General features: G+C 71.3%; 21 protein-coding genes. 8 read left to right on the forward strand and 13 right to left on the reverse strand.

Annotated elements, in window-relative coordinates:
- The first annotated feature begins 105 nt into the window (after positions 1-105).
- Complete coding sequence (locus J2S22_RS00045) at positions 106-1,446, forward strand: GntT/GntP/DsdX family permease (RefSeq protein WP_272776287.1); 1,341 nt, start codon at positions 106-108, stop codon at positions 1,444-1,446.
- A gap of 14 nt (positions 1,447-1,460) precedes the next feature.
- Positions 1,461-2,297 carry an MBL fold metallo-hydrolase gene (locus J2S22_RS00050; protein ID WP_272776286.1) on the forward strand — a complete coding sequence of 279 codons (837 nt, stop codon included), beginning with the start codon at positions 1,461-1,463 and terminating at the stop codon, positions 2,295-2,297.
- Between the two features lie 40 nt (positions 2,298-2,337).
- On the opposite strand, the gene J2S22_RS00055 is transcribed toward J2S22_RS00050, so the two are convergent.
- Entirely contained in the window at positions 2,338-3,783 is a 1,446-nt protein-coding gene (locus J2S22_RS00055) for a pyridoxal phosphate-dependent decarboxylase family protein (RefSeq protein WP_272776285.1), read from the reverse strand.
- A gap of 126 nt (positions 3,784-3,909) precedes the next feature.
- Here J2S22_RS00055 and J2S22_RS00060 point away from each other — a divergent pair, with 126 nt between their 5' ends.
- Positions 3,910-4,377, forward strand: coding sequence for an Lrp/AsnC family transcriptional regulator (locus tag J2S22_RS00060; RefSeq protein ID WP_272776284.1), 468 nt, complete (start codon positions 3,910-3,912; stop codon positions 4,375-4,377).
- Positions 4,378-4,391: 14 nt separating this feature from the next.
- Here J2S22_RS00060 and J2S22_RS00065 read toward each other — a convergent pair whose 3' ends face one another.
- The 5 genes from J2S22_RS00065 to J2S22_RS00085 all read right to left on the reverse strand — a co-directional run bounded on the left by J2S22_RS00065 (position 4,392) and on the right by J2S22_RS00085 (position 9,765).
- A complete protein-coding gene (locus J2S22_RS00065; RefSeq protein ID WP_272776283.1) occupies positions 4,392-5,306 on the reverse strand; it encodes a pirin family protein in 915 nt (304 codons plus the stop codon).
- A gap of 34 nt (positions 5,307-5,340) precedes the next feature.
- Positions 5,341-5,592, reverse strand: a complete 252-nt coding sequence (locus J2S22_RS00070) for an exodeoxyribonuclease VII small subunit (RefSeq protein WP_272776282.1) — start codon at positions 5,590-5,592, stop codon at positions 5,341-5,343.
- Positions 5,593-5,696: 104 nt separating this feature from the next.
- The gene (locus tag J2S22_RS00075) at positions 5,697-7,106 is read right to left on the reverse strand and encodes a cation diffusion facilitator family transporter (protein ID WP_272776281.1); all 1,410 of its coding nucleotides are present in this window, start codon (positions 7,104-7,106) and stop codon (positions 5,697-5,699) included.
- 309 nt (positions 7,107-7,415) lie between these two features.
- Positions 7,416-8,270, reverse strand: coding sequence for an aldo/keto reductase (locus J2S22_RS00080; RefSeq protein WP_272776280.1), 855 nt, complete (start codon positions 8,268-8,270; stop codon positions 7,416-7,418).
- 136 nt (positions 8,271-8,406) lie between these two features.
- On the reverse strand, positions 8,407-9,765 hold the full coding sequence (locus tag J2S22_RS00085; protein WP_370878155.1) for a PQQ-dependent sugar dehydrogenase: 1,359 nt from the start codon (positions 9,763-9,765) through the stop codon (positions 8,407-8,409).
- A 226-nt stretch (positions 9,766-9,991) separates the two neighbouring features.
- On the opposite strand from J2S22_RS00085, the gene J2S22_RS00090 reads away from it, so the two are divergent.
- The gene (locus J2S22_RS00090) at positions 9,992-10,972 is read left to right on the forward strand and encodes an aldo/keto reductase (RefSeq protein WP_272776278.1); all 981 of its coding nucleotides are present in this window, start codon (positions 9,992-9,994) and stop codon (positions 10,970-10,972) included.
- Positions 10,973-11,051: 79 nt separating this feature from the next.
- On the opposite strand, the gene J2S22_RS00095 is transcribed toward J2S22_RS00090, so the two are convergent.
- The 4 genes from J2S22_RS00095 to J2S22_RS00110 all read right to left on the reverse strand — a co-directional run bounded on the left by J2S22_RS00095 (position 11,052) and on the right by J2S22_RS00110 (position 15,306).
- Positions 11,052-11,852 carry a class I SAM-dependent methyltransferase gene (locus tag J2S22_RS00095; RefSeq protein ID WP_272776277.1) on the reverse strand — a complete coding sequence of 267 codons (801 nt, stop codon included), beginning with the start codon at positions 11,850-11,852 and terminating at the stop codon, positions 11,052-11,054.
- A gap of 246 nt (positions 11,853-12,098) precedes the next feature.
- Positions 12,099-13,181, reverse strand: a complete 1,083-nt coding sequence (locus J2S22_RS00100) for an isocitrate/isopropylmalate dehydrogenase family protein (protein ID WP_272776276.1) — start codon at positions 13,179-13,181, stop codon at positions 12,099-12,101.
- An 80-nt stretch (positions 13,182-13,261) separates the two neighbouring features.
- Positions 13,262-14,287 (reverse strand): Bug family tripartite tricarboxylate transporter substrate binding protein, encoded by a 1,026-nt coding sequence (locus tag J2S22_RS00105; protein WP_272776275.1) that lies wholly within the window; start codon positions 14,285-14,287, stop codon positions 13,262-13,264.
- Positions 14,288-14,364: 77 nt separating this feature from the next.
- The gene (locus J2S22_RS00110; protein WP_272776274.1) at positions 14,365-15,306 is read right to left on the reverse strand and encodes an amidohydrolase family protein; all 942 of its coding nucleotides are present in this window, start codon (positions 15,304-15,306) and stop codon (positions 14,365-14,367) included.
- Between the two features lie 131 nt (positions 15,307-15,437).
- Between J2S22_RS00110 and J2S22_RS00115 the strand changes: the two genes are divergently transcribed.
- Complete coding sequence (locus J2S22_RS00115) at positions 15,438-16,328, forward strand: GntR family transcriptional regulator (protein WP_272776273.1); 891 nt, start codon at positions 15,438-15,440, stop codon at positions 16,326-16,328.
- 66 nt (positions 16,329-16,394) lie between these two features.
- Here the strand turns inward: J2S22_RS00115 and J2S22_RS00120 are convergent, their stop codons facing one another.
- Entirely contained in the window at positions 16,395-18,194 is a 1,800-nt protein-coding gene (locus tag J2S22_RS00120) for a thiamine pyrophosphate-requiring protein (protein ID WP_272776272.1), read from the reverse strand.
- A 14-nt stretch (positions 18,195-18,208) separates the two neighbouring features.
- Complete coding sequence (locus J2S22_RS00125) at positions 18,209-19,261, reverse strand: SDR family oxidoreductase (RefSeq protein ID WP_272776271.1); 1,053 nt, start codon at positions 19,259-19,261, stop codon at positions 18,209-18,211.
- 510 nt (positions 19,262-19,771) lie between these two features.
- On the opposite strand from J2S22_RS00125, the gene dusA reads away from it, so the two are divergent.
- From dusA to J2S22_RS00140, 3 genes are all read left to right on the forward strand, one after another.
- Complete coding sequence (dusA, locus tag J2S22_RS00130; protein ID WP_272776270.1) at positions 19,772-20,779, forward strand: tRNA dihydrouridine(20/20a) synthase DusA; 1,008 nt, start codon at positions 19,772-19,774, stop codon at positions 20,777-20,779.
- 134 nt (positions 20,780-20,913) lie between these two features.
- Positions 20,914-21,744 carry a sulfite exporter TauE/SafE family protein gene (locus tag J2S22_RS00135; protein WP_272776269.1) on the forward strand — a complete coding sequence of 277 codons (831 nt, stop codon included), beginning with the start codon at positions 20,914-20,916 and terminating at the stop codon, positions 21,742-21,744.
- Positions 21,745-21,792: 48 nt separating this feature from the next.
- Complete coding sequence (locus J2S22_RS00140; RefSeq protein ID WP_272776268.1) at positions 21,793-22,623, forward strand: sulfite exporter TauE/SafE family protein; 831 nt, start codon at positions 21,793-21,795, stop codon at positions 22,621-22,623.
- 15 nt (positions 22,624-22,638) lie between these two features.
- On the opposite strand, the gene rnk is transcribed toward J2S22_RS00140, so the two are convergent.
- Entirely contained in the window at positions 22,639-23,079 is a 441-nt protein-coding gene (rnk, locus tag J2S22_RS00145) for a nucleoside diphosphate kinase regulator (protein WP_272776267.1), read from the reverse strand.
- Between the last annotated feature and the right edge of the window lie 202 nt (positions 23,080-23,281).

Genomic DNA, 23,281 nt, shown 5'->3' on the forward strand with positions numbered 1-23,281 from the left:
GATCGAGCCTCCGCTCTCCCCCGCCGTGCCCCTGCCCGGGGCGCGGAGCGCTGTCCTTCGCCTCCGCGCCAGCCTCCCGCCTGGAGCCTTCGCTGGAAGGACACCATGACAACGGAACTCTATCTGCTGGTCCTCGCGTCCAGCATCGTCCTGCTTCTCGTGCTCACGATCGCGGTCAAGCTGCACCCGTTCGTGGCGCTCGTCACCACCACGGCCTTCGTCGGCTTCGCCACCGGCATGCCGCTCGATCAGATCATCAAGTCGATCGAGGGCGGCATCGGCGGCTTTCTCGGCATGCTGGCGCCGATCCTGGTGCTCGGCGCCATCGTCGGCAAGATGATGGAGGTCTCGGGCGGCGCCGAGCGGCTCGCCCGCACGCTCATCCGCCTGATGGGGCGCCGCAACACCCACTGGGCCATGATGGTCGTCGGCTACATCTGCGGCATCCCGGTCTTCTTCCAGGTCGGCATCGTGCTGTTGATGCCGCTCCTGTTCAGCGTCGCCCGCGCCGCCGGCATGTCGCTCGTGATGGTCGGCCTGCCGATGATCATCGGCCTGTTCACGGTGCATTGCGTGGTGCCGCCGCATCCGGCCGCCACCGCCGTGGCGGTCGCCCTGCACGCCGATCTCGGCAAGGTCATCCTCTACGGCCTGATCGTCGGCCTGCCGGCCGCCGCCGTGGCCGGACCGATCTTCGGCAAGATGATCGGCGACAGGTTCACGCTGCAGCCGCCGGAGCGCCTCCAGCAGATCGCCGCGCTGCCCGACGAGGCGCTGCCGCGTCTCGACGTGACGCTGCTCACCATCCTGTCGCCGCTCGTGCTGATGATCAGCAAGACCGTCTTCGAGATGGCGCTCGGGCCGAAGCACCCGATCATGCCGGCCGTCAACTTCGTCGGCCAGCCGATCACGGCGCTGTTCATCGCCGCGATCCTCGCCTACTTCACGCTCGGCCTGGCCCGCGGCCGCACCATGACGTCGCTGCGCGAGTTCAGCGAGCAGGCGATCGGCCCGATGGCCGCGATCCTGGTGATCATCGGGGCGAGCGGCGCCTTCAACAAGGTGCTGATGGATTCCGGCATCGGCGCCGCCCTCAAGGTGGTGCTGACCGCCTGGCAGGTCGATCCCTACCTGCTCGCCTGGGGCACGGCGCTGATCATGCACATCGCCATCGGCGGCGCGACCATCGCGATGCTGACGACCGTCGGCCTCATCCTGCCGATCCTGCCGCTCTATCCGGGCGTCGACCCGGCCCTCGTCGCGGTCGCGATCGGCATCGGCACGATCGGCTTCTCGCACGTCAACGATCCGGGCTTCTGGTTCGTGAAGGAATACTTCGGGCTGTCGATGCCCGACATGTTCAAGACCTACACGGCATCCACCGTCATCGCCGCCTTCGTCGGACTGGCCGCCCTGATGGCCTTCCGCTTCGCCATCGGCGCCTGAGAGGAGACAGAGCCATGAAAGTCACCGTCGCGATGGACAACAACATCCCGATCAGCGCGCCGCTGCCGCTCACGGCCGAGCACGGCGCCGCCTTCCTGATCGAGATCGACGGCAAGACCATCCTCTACGACACCGGTCAGACCGGCGCCGTCACGGGGAACATCGCGCTGCTCGGCAAGCATCCGCAGACGCTCGACATGGTGGTGATCAGCCACGGCCATTACGATCATGTCGGTGGCCTCGTGCGGGTGCTGCAGGAGGCCCGCAAGGACGTCGAGGTGGTGATGCACGCCAAGGTGTTCGGCGATCGATATTCGGTCGCCGGCGGCCTGCGGCGACCGATCGGCGTGCCCTATCCGGAGGACTATCTGCGCACGCTCGGCGGCGTCTGGGATCTGCGCGACACGCCGCGCCGGCTCACCCCCCGTCTGTGGTTCTCCGGCTCGGTGCCGCGCGTTACCGACTTCGAATTCGGCGACGCCTGGCTGGTGCTGCACGGCGAGGGCGGTGACGTGCAGGATCCGATCGACGACGACGCCGTCCTGTTCTGCGAGGGCGAGCGCGGCCTCATCGTGATCGGCGGCTGCAGCCATTCGGGGCTCGTCAACATCGTCAAGCACGGCTTTGCCGTGACCGGGATGGACAAGCTGCAGGGCTGGGTCGGCGGCACCCATCTGGGTCCCGTCTCGAAGGACCAGCAGGACAAGACCATCGCGCAGCTCGTCGCGTGGGAGCCGGAGTTCGTCGCCGCCAACCACTGCACGGGCTTCGCCATGATGGCGCGCCTGAAGGAGGTGTTCGGCAAGCGCTTCATTCCGGCCTTCGTCGGCGAGTCGATCGTCACGAGCTGAGCGCGTTGCCCGCCGGGCGGCGGGACGTCCGTCGCCCGTCTCACGGGAATTCGGCCCGCACCTCTGCCCTGATCGCGGAGAGTCGCGCGATCAGGGCCTCGACGTCCGGCATCCCGGTCGCCGGGTTCATCAGGGCGAGGCGCAGCCATCGGCGGCCGAGGGCCTCCGCGGTCGAGACGTAGAAGGCGCCGTCGTCGACGAGGCGACGGCGCAGCGTCATCTGCAGCGCGTCCGGACCGTCGAGCCTGAAGCACACGATGTTGCTCTCCGGCTCGACCGCGACCTCGAAGCCCGGCTCCGCCCGCAGCCGCGCCGCGGCGGCGGCGGCGAGATCGGTCTGCCGCTCGACCATGGCGGCGACGGCGGACTCGCCGCCCGCCGCCAGCGCGAAGAACGCCTTCAGCCCGATCGCGGCCTTGGTGCATTCGACGGTCCGGTGGATGAGGTCGATGCCGGGCTGGTCCTTGTCGTGGAACAGGTAGCTCGCCTCCTCGCGGAAGGCGTGGTCGAGATCGGCCCGGTCGCGCACCAGCACGGCCGCGCAGAGCGTCGCGCTGCCGAGCATCTTGTGGGCGTCCCAGACGACCGAGTCGGCGAGCGCGATGCCGTCGAGCTTCCGGCGCAGCCGCTGCGAGACGAGCGCCGAGGCGCCGTGGGCACCGTCGACATGCAGCCAGATCCCGCGCGCCCGGCACGTCTCGGCGATCGGCCGCAGCGGATCGTAGAGGCCGAGCGCGGTCGCGCACGCATTGGCGACCACCGCCATCGGCACGAGGCCGTCGTCCCGCAGCCGGTCGAGGCAGCCCGCCAGCCGGTCCGGGTCGAGCCGCCCCGCGGCGTCGGCGGGCGCCGCGCGGACCGCCTTCTGGCCCAGGCCGAGGAGGCCGGCCGCCCGCGCCACCGAATAATGCGCTGCCGGCGACGCGACGATCACGAGGTTGTCCGGCGTTCCGTTCTCCCAGGCGCGCGGCGCGACACGCCCGCGGGCGGCGAGCAGCGCGGTGAGATTGGCGAGCGAGCCGCCATGGGTGAGGACGCCGCCGGCCGTGCCCGCCTCGGGCGCCTGCGCGTTTGTCGGCGGCGCCGCGCGCCAGCCGATCTTGCGCAGCATCCAGGCGATCACGGCGAACTCGACGGTCGCCGCCGCCGGTCCCATCTCGTAGATCGCCATGGCGTTGTTGCAGAAGCCGTCGACCAGCGCGGCGACGGCGCTGAGCGGCTGCGGCACCGCGACCTGATGGGCCATGTAGCCGGGGTGGTGCAGGCGGGTCGAGGCGGCGAGATAGTCGGCCAGGAACGCCCGCAATCGGTCGCCCGTCAGTCCGCCCTCGGCGATCAGCCGGTCGAGCGCGAGGATGCAGGCGAGATCGCCGAGCGCCGGCTGGCGGATCACCGGTCCGGCGCGGCCCGCCGACTGCGCGGCGAAGCCGGCCAGCGCGTCGACGGCGATCGCGGCGTCGTCACGGAAACGGTCGTCGATGCCCATGCGAGGCCCTCCGGTGCGCCGGCGCCGGTGTGGCACGGAACGGCCTGGCATGTCCTTGCGTCTTGCGCTCCTCGCTCTCTATGTGGGAGCGGAATCTGCCAGAACATGGCCTGCCGGGAGTGGATTATGCCAATTCGGCTGGACGACATCGACCGCCGCATCCTCAGGGTCCTGCAGGCGGAGGGACGGATTCCGAACTCCGAGCTGGCCGAGCGGGTGGGGCTTTCGGCCACGCCGTGCCTGCGCCGCGTGCGCGCCCTGGAGGAGGCCGGCGTGATCACCGGCTATCGCGCCGATCTCGACCGCACCCGGATCGGCCTCGGCCTCACGGTGCTGGTCGGTGTCAAGGTCGACGGCCACCGCGACGAGAACGCGCGGGCGATCCAGGAGGCGCTGCAGGCGATGCCCGAGGTGGTCTCCTGCCATCTGGTCTCGGGCGAGACCGACTTCCTGCTCCAGGTGGTCGTCCCCGATCTGGCCGCCTACGAGCGCTTCCTGCTCGGCACGCTGCTCAAGCTGCCGATGGTGAAGGACATTCGCAGCAACATCGTCATCCGCACCGTGAAGGAGAACGCGCCGCTGCCGCTCGGCTGAACGGCTGGCGCGGCTCACTCCGGCAGCGGGATGAACTCGCTCTCGCCCGGCACGGCGGCGAAGCGGCCGGCCTTCCAGTCGGCCTTGGCGGCCTCGATGCGGTCCTTTCGCGAGGAGACGAAGTTCCACCAGATGTAGCGCGGGCCGTCCATGGCGGCGCCGCCCAGGATGGCGAGCCGCGCGGCCGTCAGCGCCGTCATGGTGATGCGGTCGCCGGGGCGGAAGACCAGGAGCCGGCCGGCGGCGAAGCGGTCGCCCGCGACGTCGACCTCCCCCGAGACCAGATAGACGGCGCGCTCCTCGGCGGCGGCGTCGAGCGGCAGCTTGGCGCCCGCCTCCAGCATCACGTCGGCGAACAGCGTGTCGGAGGCGGTGACGAGCGGCGAGGTGCGGCCGAACAGCGTGCCGGCGACGATCCGCACCGTCTTGCCCTCGGCGGACTCGACCGGCAGCGCGTCGGCGTCGTGATGCATGAAGGCCGGCGCGCCTTCCTCGTCGGCCGCCGGCAGCGCCACCCAGCACTGCAGCCCGTGCAGCGGCTCGTGTCCGCGGCGACGATCCGGTGTGGTGCGCTCCGAATGGGCGATGCCCGATCCGGCGCTCATCCAGTTCACGGCGCCGGGCCGGATCGCCTGCGCGGTGCCGAGGCTGTCGCGGTGGAAGATCTCGCCGGCGAAGAGGTAGGTCACGGTGGCGAGACCGATGTGCGGATGCGGCCGCACGTCGAGGCCCTCGCCGGCCTCGAACTCGGCCGGACCCATCTCGTCGAGGAAGACGAACGGGCCGACCATGCGGCGGCGCGCCGAAGGCAGCGCCCGGCGCACCGCCAGGCCGCCGATGTCGCTGGTGCGCGGGACGATCAGCTGCGCGATGGCGTCGCACGCGAAGGCGTCGCCGGACGCCGGATCGGTGGCGGGGAAAAAGCTCATGCGGGCCTCCGGGGGGCGAGGCGAGGGGATGGCGTCAGCCGACGTCGAGCGGCTCGGTGCCCTTGGGCTTCCCGGCCGCGTCCAGCGTGATCTTCTGGACGCGCGCCTCGGCCTGGCTCAGGAGCTCCTCGCAACGGCGCTTGAGGGCCTCGCCGCGCTCGTAGATCGCGACCGACTCCTCCAGCGGGACGTTGCCGCTCTCCAGGCGCTCGACGATGCCTTCGAGCTCCTCGAGCGCACGCTCGAAGCCGAGCGTGGCGACATCGGCTAGTTTCTTCTCGGCCATTCTGGGGTCGACTCCGTTCTGTCGGCCCGCAGAAGAGCGCGGGCCGGCGCAAATGTCCACCGGCCGATGCCGCCGGTTCGGGCGCTACGCCGGCCGGAGGCGGCTCAGCCCGCGGACGCGCCGACCGCCAGCGAGGCGTCGGCGCCACGCGGCTCGGCGTGGCCGATGGCGCGCCGGATCTCCGGATAGCGGCGGCGCAGGTCGCGCTCCAGCTCGTCGACCGACTCGTGCACGTCGATGACGCTGCGGGCCGGATCGATGTGGCAGTGGAACACCACGATCTCGCCCTCGGGCGTCTCGCGCACCCGCACGTCGTGGACGTTGCGCAGCGCCGGCTGGCTGCGGGCGAGCTCGGACAGCGCCCGCGCCAGCGCGGCGACCCGGTCCGGGGCCGCCTCGCGGCCCGGCAGGTGAGGCGCCTGCAGCGGCTCGATATGGGTTTCCACCTCGACGTCCGGGCCGAGCTCGGCCGCGACCGCGTCCTCGAGGCCGCTGGCGATCTCGTGCGCGGCGCCCATCGGCATGTCGGCGTCGACCTCGATGTCGAGCGCGACCGCCAGCTTGTCGCCGATCGCCTGGACGGTGAGGTGGTGGACGGCGAGCCCGCGATTGCGGGCGATCACCATGATGCGCTCCTGGACCGATTCGTCGTCGAGCGCGACCGGGGTGGTGGTGATCGTCACGTCGGCATCGGCGTCGCCGACCGCGGCCGCGATGGCGTCCTGGAGGACGCCCTTGAGGGCGGCGACGCGGTCGAGCGGCAGGGTGCGCGGCACCGCGATGGCGGCATCGACGAAATGGCGCGGGCCGACGGTGCGGACCCGCAGCCGCTCCACCCGCACCACGCCCGACACCCCCGACATCACCCGCGAGACGCGGTCGCGCACGCCGGGCGGTGCCGCGTCCATCAGCGCCTCGATGGTGCGACGGCTCATCCGCATGCCCAGCAGCGCGATGATCACGGCGACGACGAGCGCCGCCGCCGCGTCGCCCCAGCCCAAGCCGAAGGCGGAGAGCGTGAGGCCGGCGATCACGGCGACCGAGCCGTAGAGGTCGGAGGTGAAGTGCAGCGAGTCGGCCTCCAGCGCCTGGCTGCCGGTCTCGCGCGCGGTCTTCTTCAGCACGTGGGCGCGCCACGCGTTGACGGCCATCTCGATCGCCAGCACCGCGAAGGGCACGATCGAGAAGGTGGGCGCCGTGCCGCCGGCGAGCAGGCGCTGCACGGCCTCCACCGCGACGCCGCCGGCGAGCAGGAACAGGAGCGCCGTTTCGGCGAGCGCCGCCAGGCTCTCGACCTTGCCGTGCCCGTAGTGGTGACTGGCGTCCGGCGGCTTGTCGGAGACCCGCACCGCGTACCAGGTGACGAGCGTCGCCCCGAGATCGATCAGGCTGTGCAGGGCGTCGGAGATCAGGGCCAGACTGCCGATCGCGACGCCGACGACGAACTTGGCGCAGGCGAGCGTGCCGCTCGCGGCGACCGATACGGCGGCCACCCGCTCCTTCTTGCTCAACATGGTCTCGGCCGGCCCTCGTCCGTCGGCGTCCGGCACCGGCCGTGTCGGCAGGCCGTGCCGGGGTGCGCATGGCAGATGATGCGCATGGAAGTCACGCACGCCCCTCGGCTGCGCAATCCGATCGCGCACGCCAGGATAGCCGATCGCGGTCGGGATTTCACGGCGGCCGCCGCCACCCGATCGTGACTGCGCCGTTGGGACCTCGGATGAGACGACGCCGCCACGGCCCGGGTGTGGCGGCCGCCCCGCGCAGCTGTCGCCGCGAATTGCGGCATGAACGTGCCGCAGTGCGGTCGCCGGGACGATTTATCACAGCATCTGCAGGGCCGTCTTGCGAACCGGTGGCGGGAAGGCGCGGTCGAGCGCGGCCCAGTCCTCGGCCTCGAGCTTCAGGTCCAGCGCGCCGCGATTCTCGCGGACGTGCTTCTCGTTGCCGGAGCGCGGGATGGCGACGATGCCGGGGCGCCGCAGGGCGAAGGCGAGCGCCACCTGGGCCGGCGTCGCGGCGTGCCGGCTCGCGATGCCGGTGAGCACCCGGTGCTTCAGGACCCGGCCCTGCTCGATCGGCGAATAGGCCATGACCGGAATCCGGCGCGCCTCGCACCAGGGCAGGAGATCGTATTCGATGCCGCGGCGGGTGGGATTGTAGAGCACCTGGTTCGTCGCGACCGCGCCGCCCCCCGGCAGCGCCACCAGCTCCTCCATGTCGTCGGTGTCGAGATTGCTGACGCCCCAGTGACGGATCTTGCCGGCCTTCTGCAGGGCCGCGAAGGCCTCCAGCGTCTCGGCGAACGGCACGCCGCCGCGCCAGTGCAGGAGGTAGAGATCGATGCGGTCGGTCGCGAGGCGCTTCAGGCTCGCCTCGCAGGCCGCGATCGTGCCGCGCCGCGACGCGTTGCTCGGCAGCACCTTGTCGACCAGAAACACCGCGTCGCGCCGGCCGGCGATCGCGCGGCCGACGATCTCCTCGGCGCCGCCGTCGGCATACATCTCCGCGGTATCGATCAGGGTCATTCCGAGATCGAGGCCGAGCCTCAGCGCGGCGGCCTCCTTCTCGGGCGGACGCAGGTTCTCGCCCATCCCCCAGGTGCCGAGCCCGAGCACCGGGACGGCTTCGCCGGAGGGAAGGAGCGTGGTCGGGACGGCGGAGAGGGAGGTGGGCACGGCGGGACTCTGCGAGGCGGGACGACCAGGGCGCCTGTCTACCGCGCCCGCCGCCGGTGCGCCAAGCCGCCGCGCCGCACGCCAGGGCTGCGGCGGCCGGCATGGCGCTGCGGCTTCCGTCGACGCGCGCAGGGGCTCACCCCCCGCTGGTCCGTGCCGCCGGCGGGGCGACGCGCCAGACGGTGTTGCCGACGTCGTCGGCGACCAGGAGGGCGCCGTCGCGGGCGACGGCGACGCCGACCGGGCGGCCGTTCGCCTCGCCGTTCTCGGCCAGGAATCCGGTCAGCACGTCGACCGGCATGCCGCTCGGGGCGCCGTTCCGGAACGGCACGAAGACCACCTTGTAGCCGCTCGGCGGCTTGCGGTTCCACGACCCGTGCAGCCCGACGAAGACGCCGTCGCGGAACTGCTCCGGCAGCGTCGTGCCGGTCGCGAAGGCGAGGCCGAGCGGCGCCACGTGGTTGCCGAGCGCGTAGTCCGGCTTCACCGCCTTGGCGACCATGTCGGGGCGCTGCGGCTCCACCCGGGTGTCCACGTGCTGGCCCCAGTAGCTGTAGGGCCAGCCGTAGAAGGCGCCGTCGCGCACCGAGGTCAGATAATCGGGCACCAGATCGCTGCCGATCTCGTCGCGCTCGTTGACCACGGCCCAGAGCTGACCGGTCCCCGGCTGGAAGGCGATGTCGACGGGGTTGCGCAGGCCGGAGGCGTAGAGCCGCGACTGGCCGGTCGCCGGATCGATCTCCAGGATCGCGGCGCGGTTCGTCTCGTTCTCCATGCCGTTCTCGGCGACGTTGCTGTTGGAGCCGACCGAGGCGTAGAGCTTCGATCCGTCCGGGCTCGCGGCGAGGCCCTTGGTCCAGTGGTGGTTGATCGGGCCGGCCGGCAGGTCCGCCACCTTCTCGGGCGGTGCGTCGATGCGGGTCTGGCCTTCCTGATAGGGGACCTTCACCACGGCGTCGGTGTTGGCGACGTAGAGCGTGTCGCCGACCAGCGTCATGCCGAACGGGGAGTGCAGGTTCTCCAGGAAGGTGCTGCGCAGGTCGGCGGTGCCGTCGCCGTCGGTGTCGCGCAGGAGCGTGATGCGGTCGGCGCTCGGCACCCGGGCGCCGGCGCGCTTCATCACCTGATTCATGACGAAGCCGCGGATGCCGCCGGAGCCCTCCTTCTCGGGCGCGTTGGTCTCGGCGACCAGCACGTCGCCGTTCGGCAGCATGAGGAGCGAGCGCGGATGGTCGAGGTCGCGGGCGAGCGCCGTCACGGCGAGGCCGGCCGCGGCGGTCGGCTTGGCGTCGGCGGCCCAGCGGTTCGCCGGTGCGATGTCGATGGTGGGGATCAGCGACGGGTTGGGCGGCGGCAGGGTCGGGCTCGCCCCGACCGTCTCCTCGTACGGCACCTGGGCACTGTCGCCGCAGGCCGCGAGCCCGGCCGCAGCGGCCCCGAGCAGGGCGAGGAGGCCGGCCCGGACAGCCGGCGAATCGGATCGGGCCACGTGCATCTCCTGCTGCTGTCGCGTCGATCGTCGCGCGGGCCGCCTCGTCGGCGGACCCCGCCGCCGCCTCATCGGCGGCCGACGCAACGGCAACGGTGCTTCGCCGCCTCTGTTCCCGTGCACCGGGGCGGCGATCTCACGCGGGCGTGACGCGGACCTCGCCTGCGACGGGCGCAGTTGCGCTTCGGTCGCGGCGGCGGCAAGGAAGGGCGGCATTCGGAAAGGCTTTGCGATGGACCACCGCACGCTGCCCCACACCGACCTCACCGTCTCGCGGCTCTGCTTCGGCACCATGACGTTCGGCAAGCCGGTCGATCAGCCGACCGCCGACCGCATGGTCGCGCGCTGCCTGGAGGAGGGGATCGACTTCTTCGACACCGCCAACGCCTATCAGCTCGGCGGGGCCGAGACGATGCTGGGCAAGGCGCTCGGGGCGCGGCGCAAGGACGTGGTGCTGGCGACCAAGGTGCAGCACAGGATGGGCGACGCCGCCGACCAGCAGGGGCTGTCGCGCGCCGCGATCCTGCGCCAGATCGACGAGAGCCTGAAGCGGCTCGGCACCGACTGGGTCGATCTCTACTACCTGCACCAGCCCGACCCCGCGGTGCCGATCGAGGAGAGCCTCGCGGCGATGCAGGACCTGGTGAAGGCCGGCAAGGTGCGCTTCGCCGCCACCTCGAACTACGCGGCCTGGCAGGTCTGCGAGATGTTCTGGATCGCCGAGAAGAACGGCTGGCGGCCGCCGGCCGTGTCGCAGCCCATGTACTCGCTGGTGGCGCGCGGGATCGAGCAGGAGTACCTGCCGATGGCGAAGCGGCTCGGCGTGTCGAGCTTCGTCTACAATCCGCTCGCCGGCGGCCTTCTCACCGGCAAGCACGACGCGGCGAGCGTCACGCCGGGCGGCCGCTTCGACCCGGCCTTCTGGGGCAAGTCGCTCTATGCCGACCGCTACTGGCACCCGCGCACGTTCGAGGCCGTCGCGCGCCTGAAGGCGATCGCCGCGGAGGCGGGCCGCTCGCTGGTCAGCCTCGCCCTCGGCTGGGTGCTGCATCACACGCCTGCCGACGGCCTGATCCTCGGCGCCTCGCGCCTCGACCAGCTCGAGCAGAACCTCGTCGCCTGCCGCGAGGGCCCGCTGTCGCCCGACACGGTCGCGGCCTGCGACGCGGTCTGGGAGGAGTTCCGCGGTCCGGTGCCGGTGTACAACAGGTGAGGCCGTCCCCCCTGGACGCCTCGGGTGGCCCACACGAGCCGCCCACGATCCAGATTTCACCGCGGAGCCGTAAACGAGGTCATGGCTTGCGCCAGCGAGGGATGAGAGCTGCCAGCTTGCCGAACGGCCGCCGCAGTTCTCGGCGTACTCGATCGTAAACCGTAAGGGGCTTCCAGCGCTCGCGCTCGTCGAGCGGACGGGTTTGAAACGCCTTTGTCCTCCAGGCATGAAAGACTGCACGCTGCCGTATGGGCATCCGTGTCACTTCGATTTCGGCAAAACCGAAGTGACGAAGTAGTGCCACGACGCACGCCACATTGGGGCCCCACCAATTGGTCGCGTCGCGCCCGATCTCCTGTCCTGGATAAAACACCATGGCGGGCCGGTCCGAATCGAGCATGTCGAGATGCGTCTCTACGATCAACAGACCGGTTGCCACCGACGCTGCCTTTTCCAACGCATCGACAGCATCCAGCCGATGGTAGAAGACACCGAGGAAGAGAACGATATCAAAGAGGCCGATCGTTTCCGGCAGGATTTCGGCGGAATCGATCTGCCGGGCTTCGACATCGTAACCGAGCACCGACCGAGCCAGTTCGAAAGTCTCGCGTCCTCTCAGTTCGGTGTGCTGCCAGCAGTACGAGTCCGTCGCTACGACACGAGCCGCGCCGCGACGTTTGGCCTCAAAGCTGTAGAAGCCGTTCCAGGCGCCGATATCCAGCACCGACCGGCCGACGAGGTCCACCCGGTCAAAGAGTGCGGATGCCTCTCGTTTATGGAACTCGAGTGTCTTGGACCCCGGAGTGACGATGTTCTGGCCAAGATCGATCGAATGCCACCAAGTGTATTGCGAAACTTTCTTTACCAGGCTGTCTTGCACGCGGCGTCCCTCCACAACCCAAGCATATTGCTTCCTTGGGTAGTGTCGCGCAAGAAATTCCCGCAATGGGTTGCCGCGCCATCCGTCGGGTCGCCTTGTCAGGTCAGAACTCGTCGCTGTTGGGATTGACCGGGCTCGTGCCTGGACCCGAGGACAGCACGATCTCGTGCCCGGTGTCACGTCCAACAGCGTCACCTGTACGCCGCCGGGGCAGTATCCGCCCTGACGCGAGCGCAGCTCCGATGCCTAGGTCGCGGCGCTCGCCCCGCCGGTGTGCAGGGCCGCGACCACGGCCTCGGCGAAGCCGTCGGTGCCGAGCGTGCCGCCGAGGTCGCGGGTGCGGGTCGCCGGGTTCGCCAGCGCCGCCTCGGTCGCCTGCTCGATGCGCTCGGCCGCCTCGCACAGCCGCGCATGTCCGTCGCGCCGGCCGCGCCAGTCGAGCAGCATGGCGGCCGAGAGGATCAGCGAGGTCGGATTGGCGATGCCCTGGCCGGCGATGTCGGGGGCCGAGCCGTGCTGCGCCTGGGCGACGCAGGCGGTGTCGCCGGCGTTGATCGAGCCGGCGAGGCCGAGGCTGCCGGACAGCTCGGCCGCCTCGTCCGACAGGATGTCGCCGAACATGTTGGTGGTGACGATCACGTCGAAGCGGTCGGGCGAGCGCACCAACAGCGCCGCCGCGGCGTCGACGATGACCTCGTCGAGGGCGACGTCGGGGAACTCCTGCGCCACCTTGCGGACCTCGCGCAGGAACAGCCCGTCGCCCATCTTCAGCACGTTGGCCTTGTGCACGGCCGTCACCTTGCGGCGGCGTCCGCGGGCGAGCGAGAAGGCGGCGCGGGCGACGCGCGCCGAGCCCTTCGCCGTCACCTTGCGGACCGACAGGCAGAGGTCGGGCTCCGGCATGAACTCGCCGCCGCCGGCGAACATGTTGCGGTCGGCGTAGAAGCCTTCGGTGTTCTCGCGCACGATGACGAGATCCATCGGCCTCCGCAGGAGCGTCAGCTCGGGCCGCGAGCGCGACGGCCGGATGTTGGCGTAGAGCTCGAACGTCACCCGCAGCGCGCCGGACGGGTTGATCCCGCCCTCGGCCCGCGGCGGATAGTCGAGATGCGACACCGGCCCGAGGATCACGCCGTCGGCCTGCGCCACCCGGTCGATCACGGCCTGCGGCAGCGTGGTGCCGTGCGCCTTCAGGGCCGCGAAGCCGATGTCGCGGCTCTCGAAGCGCAGGTCGAGCGCGAGCGCCCGGTCGGCGGCCTCGAGCACCTTCAGGGTCGCCGCCGTGATCTCGGGGCCGATGCCGTCTCCGGGCAGAACCAGAATGTCCATCGTGATCGTCTTTTTCCGCGTGGTCGTCGTTACAGGGTGTCGGCCGCGCCGGATCGCGCCGGCGCGGCGGCGTCGCGCGCCTAGTCGACGGCGACGCCGGTCTCCTTGACGAGGGCCCGATAGGCGTCGCTCTGCTGCTTCACGAAGGCCGTGAACTCGGCGACCGACATCGGGTTCACCTCGGCGCCGGCGTCCACCAGGGTCTTCTTCACGTCGGGCTCCGACAGGATCGCGTTGATCTCGCCGTTGAGCTTCTCGACCACCTCCCTGGGGGTGCCGCGCGGCACGAAGAAGCCCTGCCACAGCGTGATGTCGAACTCCTTGATGCCGGTGAGCTCGGCGACGGTCGGCACGTCGGGCGCGCCGGTGGCGCGCCGCTTCGACGACACGCCGAGCACCTTGAGGGACCCCGACTTGACGTGCGGCATCACGGCCGGGAAGCCCGAGAAGTAGAGATCGACATGGCCGCCGAGCAGATCGTTGAGGGCCGGCCCGGCGCCCTTGTACGGCACGTGGACCAGCGGCGTCTTGGTGCGCGACTTCAGGAGCTCGCCGGCGAAGTGGCCGGGCGTGCCGGCGCCGGCCGAGGCGAAGGACAGCCCGTTCGGCTTCGACCTGGCGGTCTTCAGGAGGTCGTCCAGCGTGGCGTAGGGGGCCTTCGGCGGGATCGCCAGCGCGAGCGCCACGTCGGTGCCGAGCGCGACCGGCATCAGCTCGGTGTCGGGATCGTAGCCGACATTCTTGAGGAGGTGCGGATTGATGGCGATCTCGGCGCTCTGGCCGACCAGCACGGTGTGGCCGTCCGGGGTGGCGCGGGCGACCGCCTGGGCCGCGATGCCGCCCGAGCCGCCCGGCCGGTTCTCGACCACGACGGTCTGGCCGAGCCGTGGCGCGAGCTTCGCCGCGATCAGGCGCGCCACCACGTCGCCGGTGCCGCCCGCCGCGTAGCCGACGATCAGCGTGACGGTGCGGGACGGGAACGGGTCGGCCGCGGCTGCGCCGGTGGCGGCGGTGCCGAGGATGGCCGTGCCGGCCAGCACGGCGAGGCCGAGCGCGGCGATGCCGGAGCGGAAGGACGGGCCGGAGTCCGGGAACGAGCGGCGCATGGGTGGTTCCTCTCTTCTTGACGTTCTGTGGCGCGCGGGCGTGCGGGGGCGGCCCGCCATCCGTGGAGGGGCCGCTGTCAGAAGCGGAAGAGGCGGGTCGGGTTGTCGACCAGGATTTTCTTGGTGGTCGTGGCGTCGCCCGCCCACTCGGCGAGCACTGCGAGGGCTCTGTGGTCGTCGACGGTGCGGAACGGCTCGATGTCGGTCGCGGCGCGGCCGGCCCGCTCGGCGCCGCCGCCGGTGTGGGGCCAATCGGAGGCCCACACCAGCCGATCCGGGTTGGCGGCGATCAGCCGGCGGGCGAGGGGCGCGAGGTCCGGATAGTCGGGCGCCTCGCGGCCGGCCCGGTAGACGCCCGAGAGCTTGATCCAGACCCGTCCGGCGGCGAGGAGGTCGAGCAGCACGTCCAGGCCGGGCTGCCCGGGGCCCGCGGCGGCGCGGGCCCCGGCGAAGTGGTCGAGCACCACGGGCACCGGCGCGGCCGCGATGGTGTCGGCGAGTGCCGGCACGAGGGCGAGATCGACGAAGAGCTGCACGGCGAAGCCGAGCGGCGCGACGCGCCCGATCGTTTCCGCGACGGCCGCGACCGCGGCCCGGCCGCGGTCCTGGATGCCGTCCTGGCCGCGCGTGTGCAGGTTCACCCTGACGCCGACCACGCCGGCGCGGGCGAGAGCCGTCAGCGCGTCGTCCGGGACGGTCGCCGGATCGATCACGGCGATGCCGCGGGCGACCGCCGGCCCGAGCGCGGCGAGGGCCGCGACCAGGCAGGCATTGTCGTCGCCGTAGACGCTCGGCTGCACCAGCACGGCCCGGGCGACGCCGAGCCCGGCCAGAAAGGCGCGCAGGTCAGCGACGGTCGCCGGCCCGGGCGTGTAGGTGCGGTCCGCCGCGAACGGAAATCCGGGATCGAAGACATGGACGTGGCAATCGACGATCGCGCCGTCGACCGGGCCGGGCGGCACGGCGGCTCCGTCGGTCCTCGGGCGCGCGGCCGGACGGCCGTCGTCACCTGTCGTCATGGGCTCTTCCCGGAAACGTGTTCTGGTTGTTGCGGGCAGCCTATCGGCGGTTATGGTACTTTGCAATCACGAAGTACCATTCCGCCGCGACCCTGGTGTCGTCGTCGGCCCGACCGATGGATGCGCCCGCGATGCCCGCTCCCTTGCCCGAGATCCTCGCCGCCCGGATCGGCGACCTCATCCGGAACGGCGGAGCCGCCGCCGGCGCCCGGCTGGTGGAACGCAGGCTCGCCGAGCAGCTGCGGGTGTCGCGCTCGCCGGTGCGGCGGGCGCTGCGCATCCTCGCGCAGGAGGGCGTGGTGGGCGGTGCGCCGGGCGGGGGCTTCGTGGTGCTGGCGCCGGACGCCGCGGCGTCGCTGCTGCCGCCCGCCGAGCCGGACGACGAAGGGCCGTATCTGCAGATCGCGGCCGACCGGCTCGACGGCCTGCTGCCCGAGCGGGTGAGCGAGACCGCGCTGATGCGCCGCTACGGGCTGACGCGGGCCCGGCTGGGCGCGATCCTGCGCCGCATCGCCGCCGAGGGCTGGATCGAGCGGCTGCCCGGCCACGGCTGGGCGTTCCTGCCGGTGCTCACGTCGCTGCAGGCCTATGCGGACAGCTACCGGTTCCGCCTCGTCATCGAGCCGGCCGCGATCCTCGAGCCCGGCTTCGTGCTCGATCGCGCGGCGATCGCGGCGTGCCGGGCCGCGCAGCAGCGCCTGGTCGACGGCGACATCAGGCGGGTCTCCAACGCCACGCTGTTCGACCTCAACAGCCGCTTCCACGAGACCGTCATCGCCTGCAGCCGCAACACCTTCTTCATCGACAGCCTGCGCCGCGTCGACCGCCTGCGCCGGCTGATCGAGTACCGTCGCACCCTCGACCGCGACCGCGCCGTCGTGCGTTGCCGCGAGCACGTGGCGCTGGCGGACCTGCTGCTCGCCGGCCGCCGCGCCGAGGCGGCCGCCTTCATGCGCGAGCACCTCGCCTCGGTCGGGCCCGAGAAGGTGGCGGAGCCGCGGTCCGGTGCAGCGGCCTCCTGACCCCTGGTCCGGGCCGATGCGATACGGGCCCGGACCTCGGGAGGCGGGCCGTCGCGGCGGCGTCCGTCATTTCTTGTCGCCGCCGGACGGGAGCACGGAACTGAGCACCTGGCGGGCCGTGTCGGCGATCAGGTGAACCTCGGCGGGATCGACCTTGGCCAGCATGGACGTGAAGTTCTTCGCCTGCTGCAGCGAGATGTGCGAGGGCAGCGGCGGCACCTCGGGATCGGTCTTGACGTTCAGCACCACCGGCACGGACGAGGCCAGCGCCTCGTCCCACGCCGAGCCGAGGCGGGCGGGATCGTCGACGAAAATTCCCTTCAGGCCGATCAGCTCGGCAAAGCGGTGATACGGGACGTCGGGGATGAGCTGCGAGGCGTCGTAGCGCGGATTCCCCTCCATCACCCGCTGCTCCCAGGTGACCTGGTTCAGATCCTCGTTGTTGAACACGCACACCACGAAGGTCTTGTTCGGCCAGCGGTCACGATACTTCGCGACGGTGATGAGCTCGGCCATGTTGTTCATCTGCATGGCGCCGTCGCCGATCAGCGCGATCACCGGCCGGTCCGGATGGGCGAACTTGGCGGCGATCGCATAGGGCACCGCGGCGCCCATCGAGGCGAGGCCGCCGGACAGCGAGCACATCATGCCGCGGCGGATTTTCACGTCGCGGGCGTACCAGTTGGCGCAGCTGCCGGAGTCCGAGGTGACGATGGCGCGGTCGGGCAGCCGCGACGACAGCTCCCAGGCGACGCGCTGCGGGTTGATCGGGTGCGCCGACACCATGGCGCGATCCTCGGCGGTCTTCCACCAGTCGGCGACATTCGCCTCGACGCGCTTGCGCCACGCCGTGGTCGAGGACTTCTGCTTCAGGAGCGGCAGCAGCGCCTGCAGCGTCTCGGCGGAATCGCCGACCAGATTGACCTCCATCGGATAGCGCAGGCTCAACATGCCCGGCTCGATGTCGATCTGGACGCCACGGGCGGCCCCCTCCTTCGGCAGGAACTCCGAATAGGGAAACCCGGAGCCGATCATCAGGAGCGTGTCGCACTCGGTCATCAGATCCCACGACGCCTTGGTGCCGAGGAGCCCGATCGAGCCGGTGACCCAGGGCAGGTCGTCGGGCAGCGCCGCCTTGCCGAGCAGCGCCTTGGCGGCGCCGGCGTTGAGCCGGTCGGCGACCGCGATCACCGCGTCGGTCGCGTGCAGCGCGCCGGCGCCGACCAGGATCGCCACCTTGTCGCCGGCGTTCAGCACGTCGGCGGCGCGGCGCAGGTCCGCCTCGTAGGGTACGACCTTGGGCCTGGTGTAGCCGACGCCGGAATGCACGGTGCCGTGCTTGCGCGGCGGCTCCTCGTAGTCGAGCTCCTGCAGGTCGTTGGGGAACACGATCGCGGTGACGGCGCGCTCGCCGAGCGCGGTGCGGATCGCGCGGTCGACCAGGTGGCGGGTCTGGGCCGGGACCGAGGCCTGCTGCACGAACGCCGAGGCGACGTCCTTGAACATGCTCTGCAGGTCGAGCTCCTGCTGATAGTGGCCGCCGAGCGAGGCACGTGCCTGCTGTCCCGCGATGGCGAGCACCGGCATGTGGTCGAGCTTGGCGTCGTAGAGGCCGGTGAGGAGATGCGAGGCGCCCGGGCCGGAGGTGGCGAGACAGACGCCGAGCCGGCCGGAGAACTTGGCATAGGCCGAGGCCATGAAGGCGGCCATCTCCTCGTGCCGCACCTGGACGAACTCGAAGCGGTCGCCGGCACGGTCGAGCGCGCCGAGCAGGCCGTTGATGCCGTCACCAGGGTAGCCGAAGATCGTCTTGACGTCCCACTCGCCCATCCGCTCCCAGAAGAAGTCGCCGACGGTCCTGGCCATGCTGGAAAGTCCTCTCAACGATGCGTCGGACGACGCAGAGGCGGGGAGAGCGTGCGGCGCGCGGCGGACCGGGCCGTCGCGCGCGCTTCGATGTGGCCCAGCGCGAAGGCGCCGGCGAGGGCTCCGAGAAGACCGAGCAGCGCGCCGGCGCGCAGCAGGGCCGGGTCGAAGCCGATGACGCGGGGATGCGCGCGGCGATCGAAGCGGCCGTGTGCGCCGGGATCGCCCGGCACCGGGGTGAACAGATTGTCGGGGCGATGCGGGTCGCTCGGCTCCTGCGTCATCTGCCCGCCATAGGCGTCCTCGGCGAGCATGCGGTCGGCGACCCGGGGCAACAGCAGGGTGCCGATGATCGCCTTGAGGGCCGGGTATCCGATCCACAGCTCGCGCGGGGCCCTGTCGGCGGCCCGCACGATCTCGCGGGCGATCGCCTCGGGCTGATAGATCGGCGGCACCGGCTGCGCCCGTCTCGGCATCTTGTTGCGGGCCCAGTCGAACTGCGGCGTGTTGACGGCCGGAAGCTGCACCATGGTCAGGCGGACGCGGCTCTTGTCGTGCAGAAGCTCGCTGCGCAGCGCGTCGGTGAAGCCGCGGATGGCGAACTTCGCCCCGCAATAGGCGGACTGCAGCGGGATCGCCCGATAGCTCAGCGCCGAACCGACCTGCACGATGGTGCCGCGGTCGCGCGGCCGCATGCGCTTCAGCGCCGCCATGGTGCCGTACACCTGGCCGAGATAGGTCACCTCGGTGACGCGGCGGAACTCGTCCGGCGCGATGGCGTGCACCGGTGCGAACACGGTCGCCATCGCGACGTTCACCCACACGTCGATCGCACCGAGCTCGCGCTCGACCCGCGCGGCGGCTTCGTCGACGGCCGCAGCGTCGGCGACGTCCACGGGAATCGCGAGCGCTTCGACGCCATGCGCCCGTACCTCGCGGGCCGCGGCGTCGAGCCGCTCCCGTCCGCGCGCCAGCAAGGCCACGTGGGCGCCTCGGCGGGCGAACTCCACCGCGGTCGCCCGGCCGACGCCGGCGCCCGCGCCTGTGATCACGACTGTGAGGGCCATGGACGGAGAGATCCGAGCATTCGATCCGCACGACATCGCGGCAGCCAGCGGGTCCCCGCTTTCCCAAGCGGCTTCGCTGGCCCCGGTGTTCGCGAGAACAACGGCGTGGCCCGCGTCTTGTTCGTCTGCGGGGCCGACGAGTTCGAGTCTGCGGCCGACGTCGGTCCGGTGGCGGACCGGAGCGGGCGCGGCGGCAGCGGAACGGTGCGCCGGCCTTCACCGGGCCCGACGCCGACGGCGCGGCCCGGCGAGGGATCGACAGGAGGCACCGGAGGGATCTCGACCCGGAGCCTCCGGCGCCTGCCCGTCGCCGGAATCTCCCGTTGACATGCGGCTTCTTTCGTCGGACTTCGACGCCTCTCGTGACGGTTGCCGAGAGCTCTGCGCGTCGTGTGGGGCGAGGGATCGGGCCCGGGAAAGAACGTTTCGTCCTGGCGCGAGATGGCGTGCCGCCGCCCGCGTCCGACGCTGGGCAGGCGACGGCTCCGCGTGCCGAACGACCGGACATAAATGACGCTGCATCAAGTACATAGATTGTCCGTCGCCCCGATGATGGACTGGACCGACCGGCATTGCCGGGCGTTCCATCGGGCGTTGTCGCGGCGGGCGCGGCTCTACACCGAGATGGTGACGACCGGGGCCGTGCTGCGCGGCGACCGCGCCCGCATCCTGCGCTTCGACGCGTGCGAGCATCCGGTCGCGGTGCAGCTCGGCGGCAGCGATCCGGCGGCGCTCGCCGAGGCGGCCCGCATCTGCGCCGACATGGGCTACGACGAGGTGAACCTCAATGTCGGATGCCCGTCCGACCGGGTGCAGGAGGGACGGTTCGGCGCCTGCCTGATGGCCGAGCCGGCGCTCGTCGGCGATTGCGTGGCGGCCATGACGGCGGCGGTCGCCGTCCCGGTGACGGTGAAGTGCCGCATCGGCATCGACGACCAGGATCCGGAAGCAGCGCTCGACATGCTCGCCGATGCCGTGGTGGCGGCCGGCGCCGACGCACTGATCGTCCACGCCCGCAAGGCTTGGCTCCAGGGGCTCTCCCCGCGCGAAAACCGCGACGTGCCGCCGCTCGACTACGGGCGGGTGTACCGGCTGAAGGCGCGGCTGCCGGCCGTGCCGGTGTCGATCAACGGAGGCATCGCCTCCATCGAGTCCGCCGCCGAGCACCTGAAGCACGTCGATGGCGTGATGATCGGCCGGGCCGCCTATCAGGAGCCGTGGCGGCTTCTGGCGGTCGATCCGCTGCTGTTCGGCGAGCCGGCACCGGCCACCACGGTGCACGAAGCGATCGAAGGATTCATTCCTTACATGGCCCGCGAGCTCGCCGCCGGCGAGCGGCTCTATGCCATGGTCCGCCACATGCTCGGCCTGTTCCACGGCGTGCCGGGCGCGCGCGCCTATCGGCGCCACCTGGCGACCCGGGCCGTGAAGCCCGGTGCCGGGCTCGACGTCTTCACCGAGGCGCTCGCCCTGGTGCGGCGGCCGGGTTCCGCCGCGGCGGACGACGCCGCGGCCTGAACCGTCGTCCGCCGGGCCGTATCGCCCGCAACGTCAACCCACGCATGCGGAATCGGCCGGCCAGTCGCGCAACAGGCGGCTTGGCGGATGGCCGAAACTCTGCGACACACGGTCGCTGAACGGAGATTTGCTGCATGTTGGACGTGCCGGTTGGCGAGCTCGTGGTGCTGGCCTTGGCCATCGCGGGCGGTGGCGTGGTGACGGGGATCCTGGCCGGCCTGTTCGGCATCGGCGGCGGCGCCGTGCTGGTGCCGGTGCTGTTCGAGATCTTCCGTCTCATCGGCGTGGACGACGAGGTGCGCATGCAGCTCTGCATCGGCACCTCGCTCGCCATCATCGTGCCGACCGCGTTCCGCTCGTACAAGACCCACAAGGCCAAGGGCATGGCCCTGCAGGACGTGGTGAAGCTGTGGACCGTGCCGGTGATCATCGGCGTCGTCGTCGGCTCCGCCCTCGCCGTGGTCGCTCCGGGCGAGCTGTTCAAGACCGTCTTCGCCGTCATCCAGACCACCATCGCGATCAAGATGCTGTTCCTGGGCGATCGCGTCTTCCTCGCCGAGGAGCTGCCCGGCCCCGTCGCGATGCGGATCTATGGCGCCGCCATCGGGCTTCTCTCGGCCATGATGGGGGTCGGCGGCGGCGCCATGGCGACCATGCTGCTGACCCTCTACAAGAGGCCGATCCACAATGCGGTCGCAACCTCGGCCGGTCTCGGCGTGCCGATCGCCGTCACCGGCACGATCGGCTACATGCTGGCCGGCATTCCGCACATGGGCGACCTGCCGCCGCTGTCCATCGGCTTCGTGTCGGTCGTGGGCTTCGTGCTGATGGCGCCGATCTCGACCTATACGGCGAAGTTCGGCGCGCTGATCGCCCACCGCACCTCGCGCCGGACGCTGGAGGTCGCCTTCGGCCTGTTCCTGATCCTCACCGCGGCCCGCATCCTTTACAGCGCGGTGACCTGAGGTGAGCGCCGCCGCGCGCCGTCGCCCGCCGGGCCGGAGAGACGCCCGGTGACGGCCGTGCCGGCCGGCGAGCTCGCGATGCTCGCCTTGGCCATCACGGCCGGCGGCGTCGTGACCGGGCTCCTCGCCGGCCTGTTCGGCATCGGCGGCGGCGCCGTGCTGGTGCCGGTGCTGTTCGAGATCTTCCGCCTCGTCGGGGTGCCCGACGACGTGCGATTCCAGCTCTGCATCGGCACCTCGCTGGCCGTCATCGTGCCGACGGCCTGGCGCTCCTACCGCAGCCATCGGATCGTCGGCGCCGCCATGCAGGACGTGGTGCGGCTGTGGACCGTGCCGGTGGTGCTCGGCGTGGTGGCGGGCTCGGCGCTCGCGCTGGTCGCGCCGTCGGCGCTGTTCAAGATCGTGTTCGGCTGCACGGCCGGGCTCACCGCGTGCAAGATGCTGTTTCTCGGCAACCGCTTCGTCATCGCGCCGACCCTGCCGGGGCGGTGGGCGATGCGGGCCGTCGCGGCCGTCATCGGCCTCCTGTCGGCCCTGATGGGGGTCGGCGGCGGTGCCATGGCGACCATGATGCTGACCTTCTACGGCACGCCGATCCACGCCGCGGTCGCGACCTCGGCCGGGCTCGGCGTGCCGATCGCCGTCACCGGCACGATCGGCTACATGCTGGCCGGCATCCCGCACATGGGCGAGCTGCCGCCGCTGTCCATCGGCTACGTGTCGCTGGTCGGCTTCGTGCTGATGGCACCGGTCTCCACCTGGACGGCGCGCTTCGGCGCCGTCGTCGCCCATCGCCTGTCGCGCCGGACGCTGGAGATCGCCTTCGGCCTGTTCCTGCTGATGACCGCGACCCGCATCCTGATCAGTGCGATGGGCTAGGGGAGGGGCGCGCCGTCACGCGGCGGTGCCGGTGGTCTCCGGCTCGGGCGCGGTGGCGTCGATCGCTTCGTCGCCGACCGACAGCACCGTCAGGGCGCGCTCCTCGCCGGACGGCGTCGTCCAGTCGATCGACTGGCCCTTCGACAGCCCGACCAGCGCCGCGCCGATCGGCGTCAGCACCGAGATGCGGCCGGCCGAGACGTCGGCCTGCTCCGGATAGACCAGCATCACGCGGCGCGTGCGCCCCGTGGTCTCGTCCCGGAACGTCACCCACGAGTTCATCGCGACGTGGTCCCCCCCGGAGTCGCCGGGCGGCAGCGCCTGCGCCCGCTCCACCTCGCGCGCCAGATAGTCGGCCGTCTCGGGAACGCGGGACAGGTTGGCGTGGGCGAGCTGCTCCAGCCGAATGCGGTCGTCGGGGCGCAGCGCGATGGGCGGGAGCGTGTGTGTACTCATGACGATGGTCCTTCGTTTGGTGTTCGGTGTGTCGTGTCCGATGCGGACGGGTCGACGGCGCCGACCGCATCGCGCCTCGGCGCGACCGCGATCGACGACGCATGTCACGGCCTCCACGCCACGGGCTCGCGGCGGAGGCCGTGTGATGAAAACCGTGATGACGGAATGTCAGACGATCGGGTTCGGAACCGCTGAACCGATG

Origin of the sequence: Rhodoplanes tepidamans, from assembly GCF_030813915.1 — a bacterium.
In the GTDB taxonomy this organism is placed as follows: domain Bacteria; phylum Pseudomonadota; class Alphaproteobacteria; order Rhizobiales; family Xanthobacteraceae; genus Rhodoplanes; species Rhodoplanes tepidamans.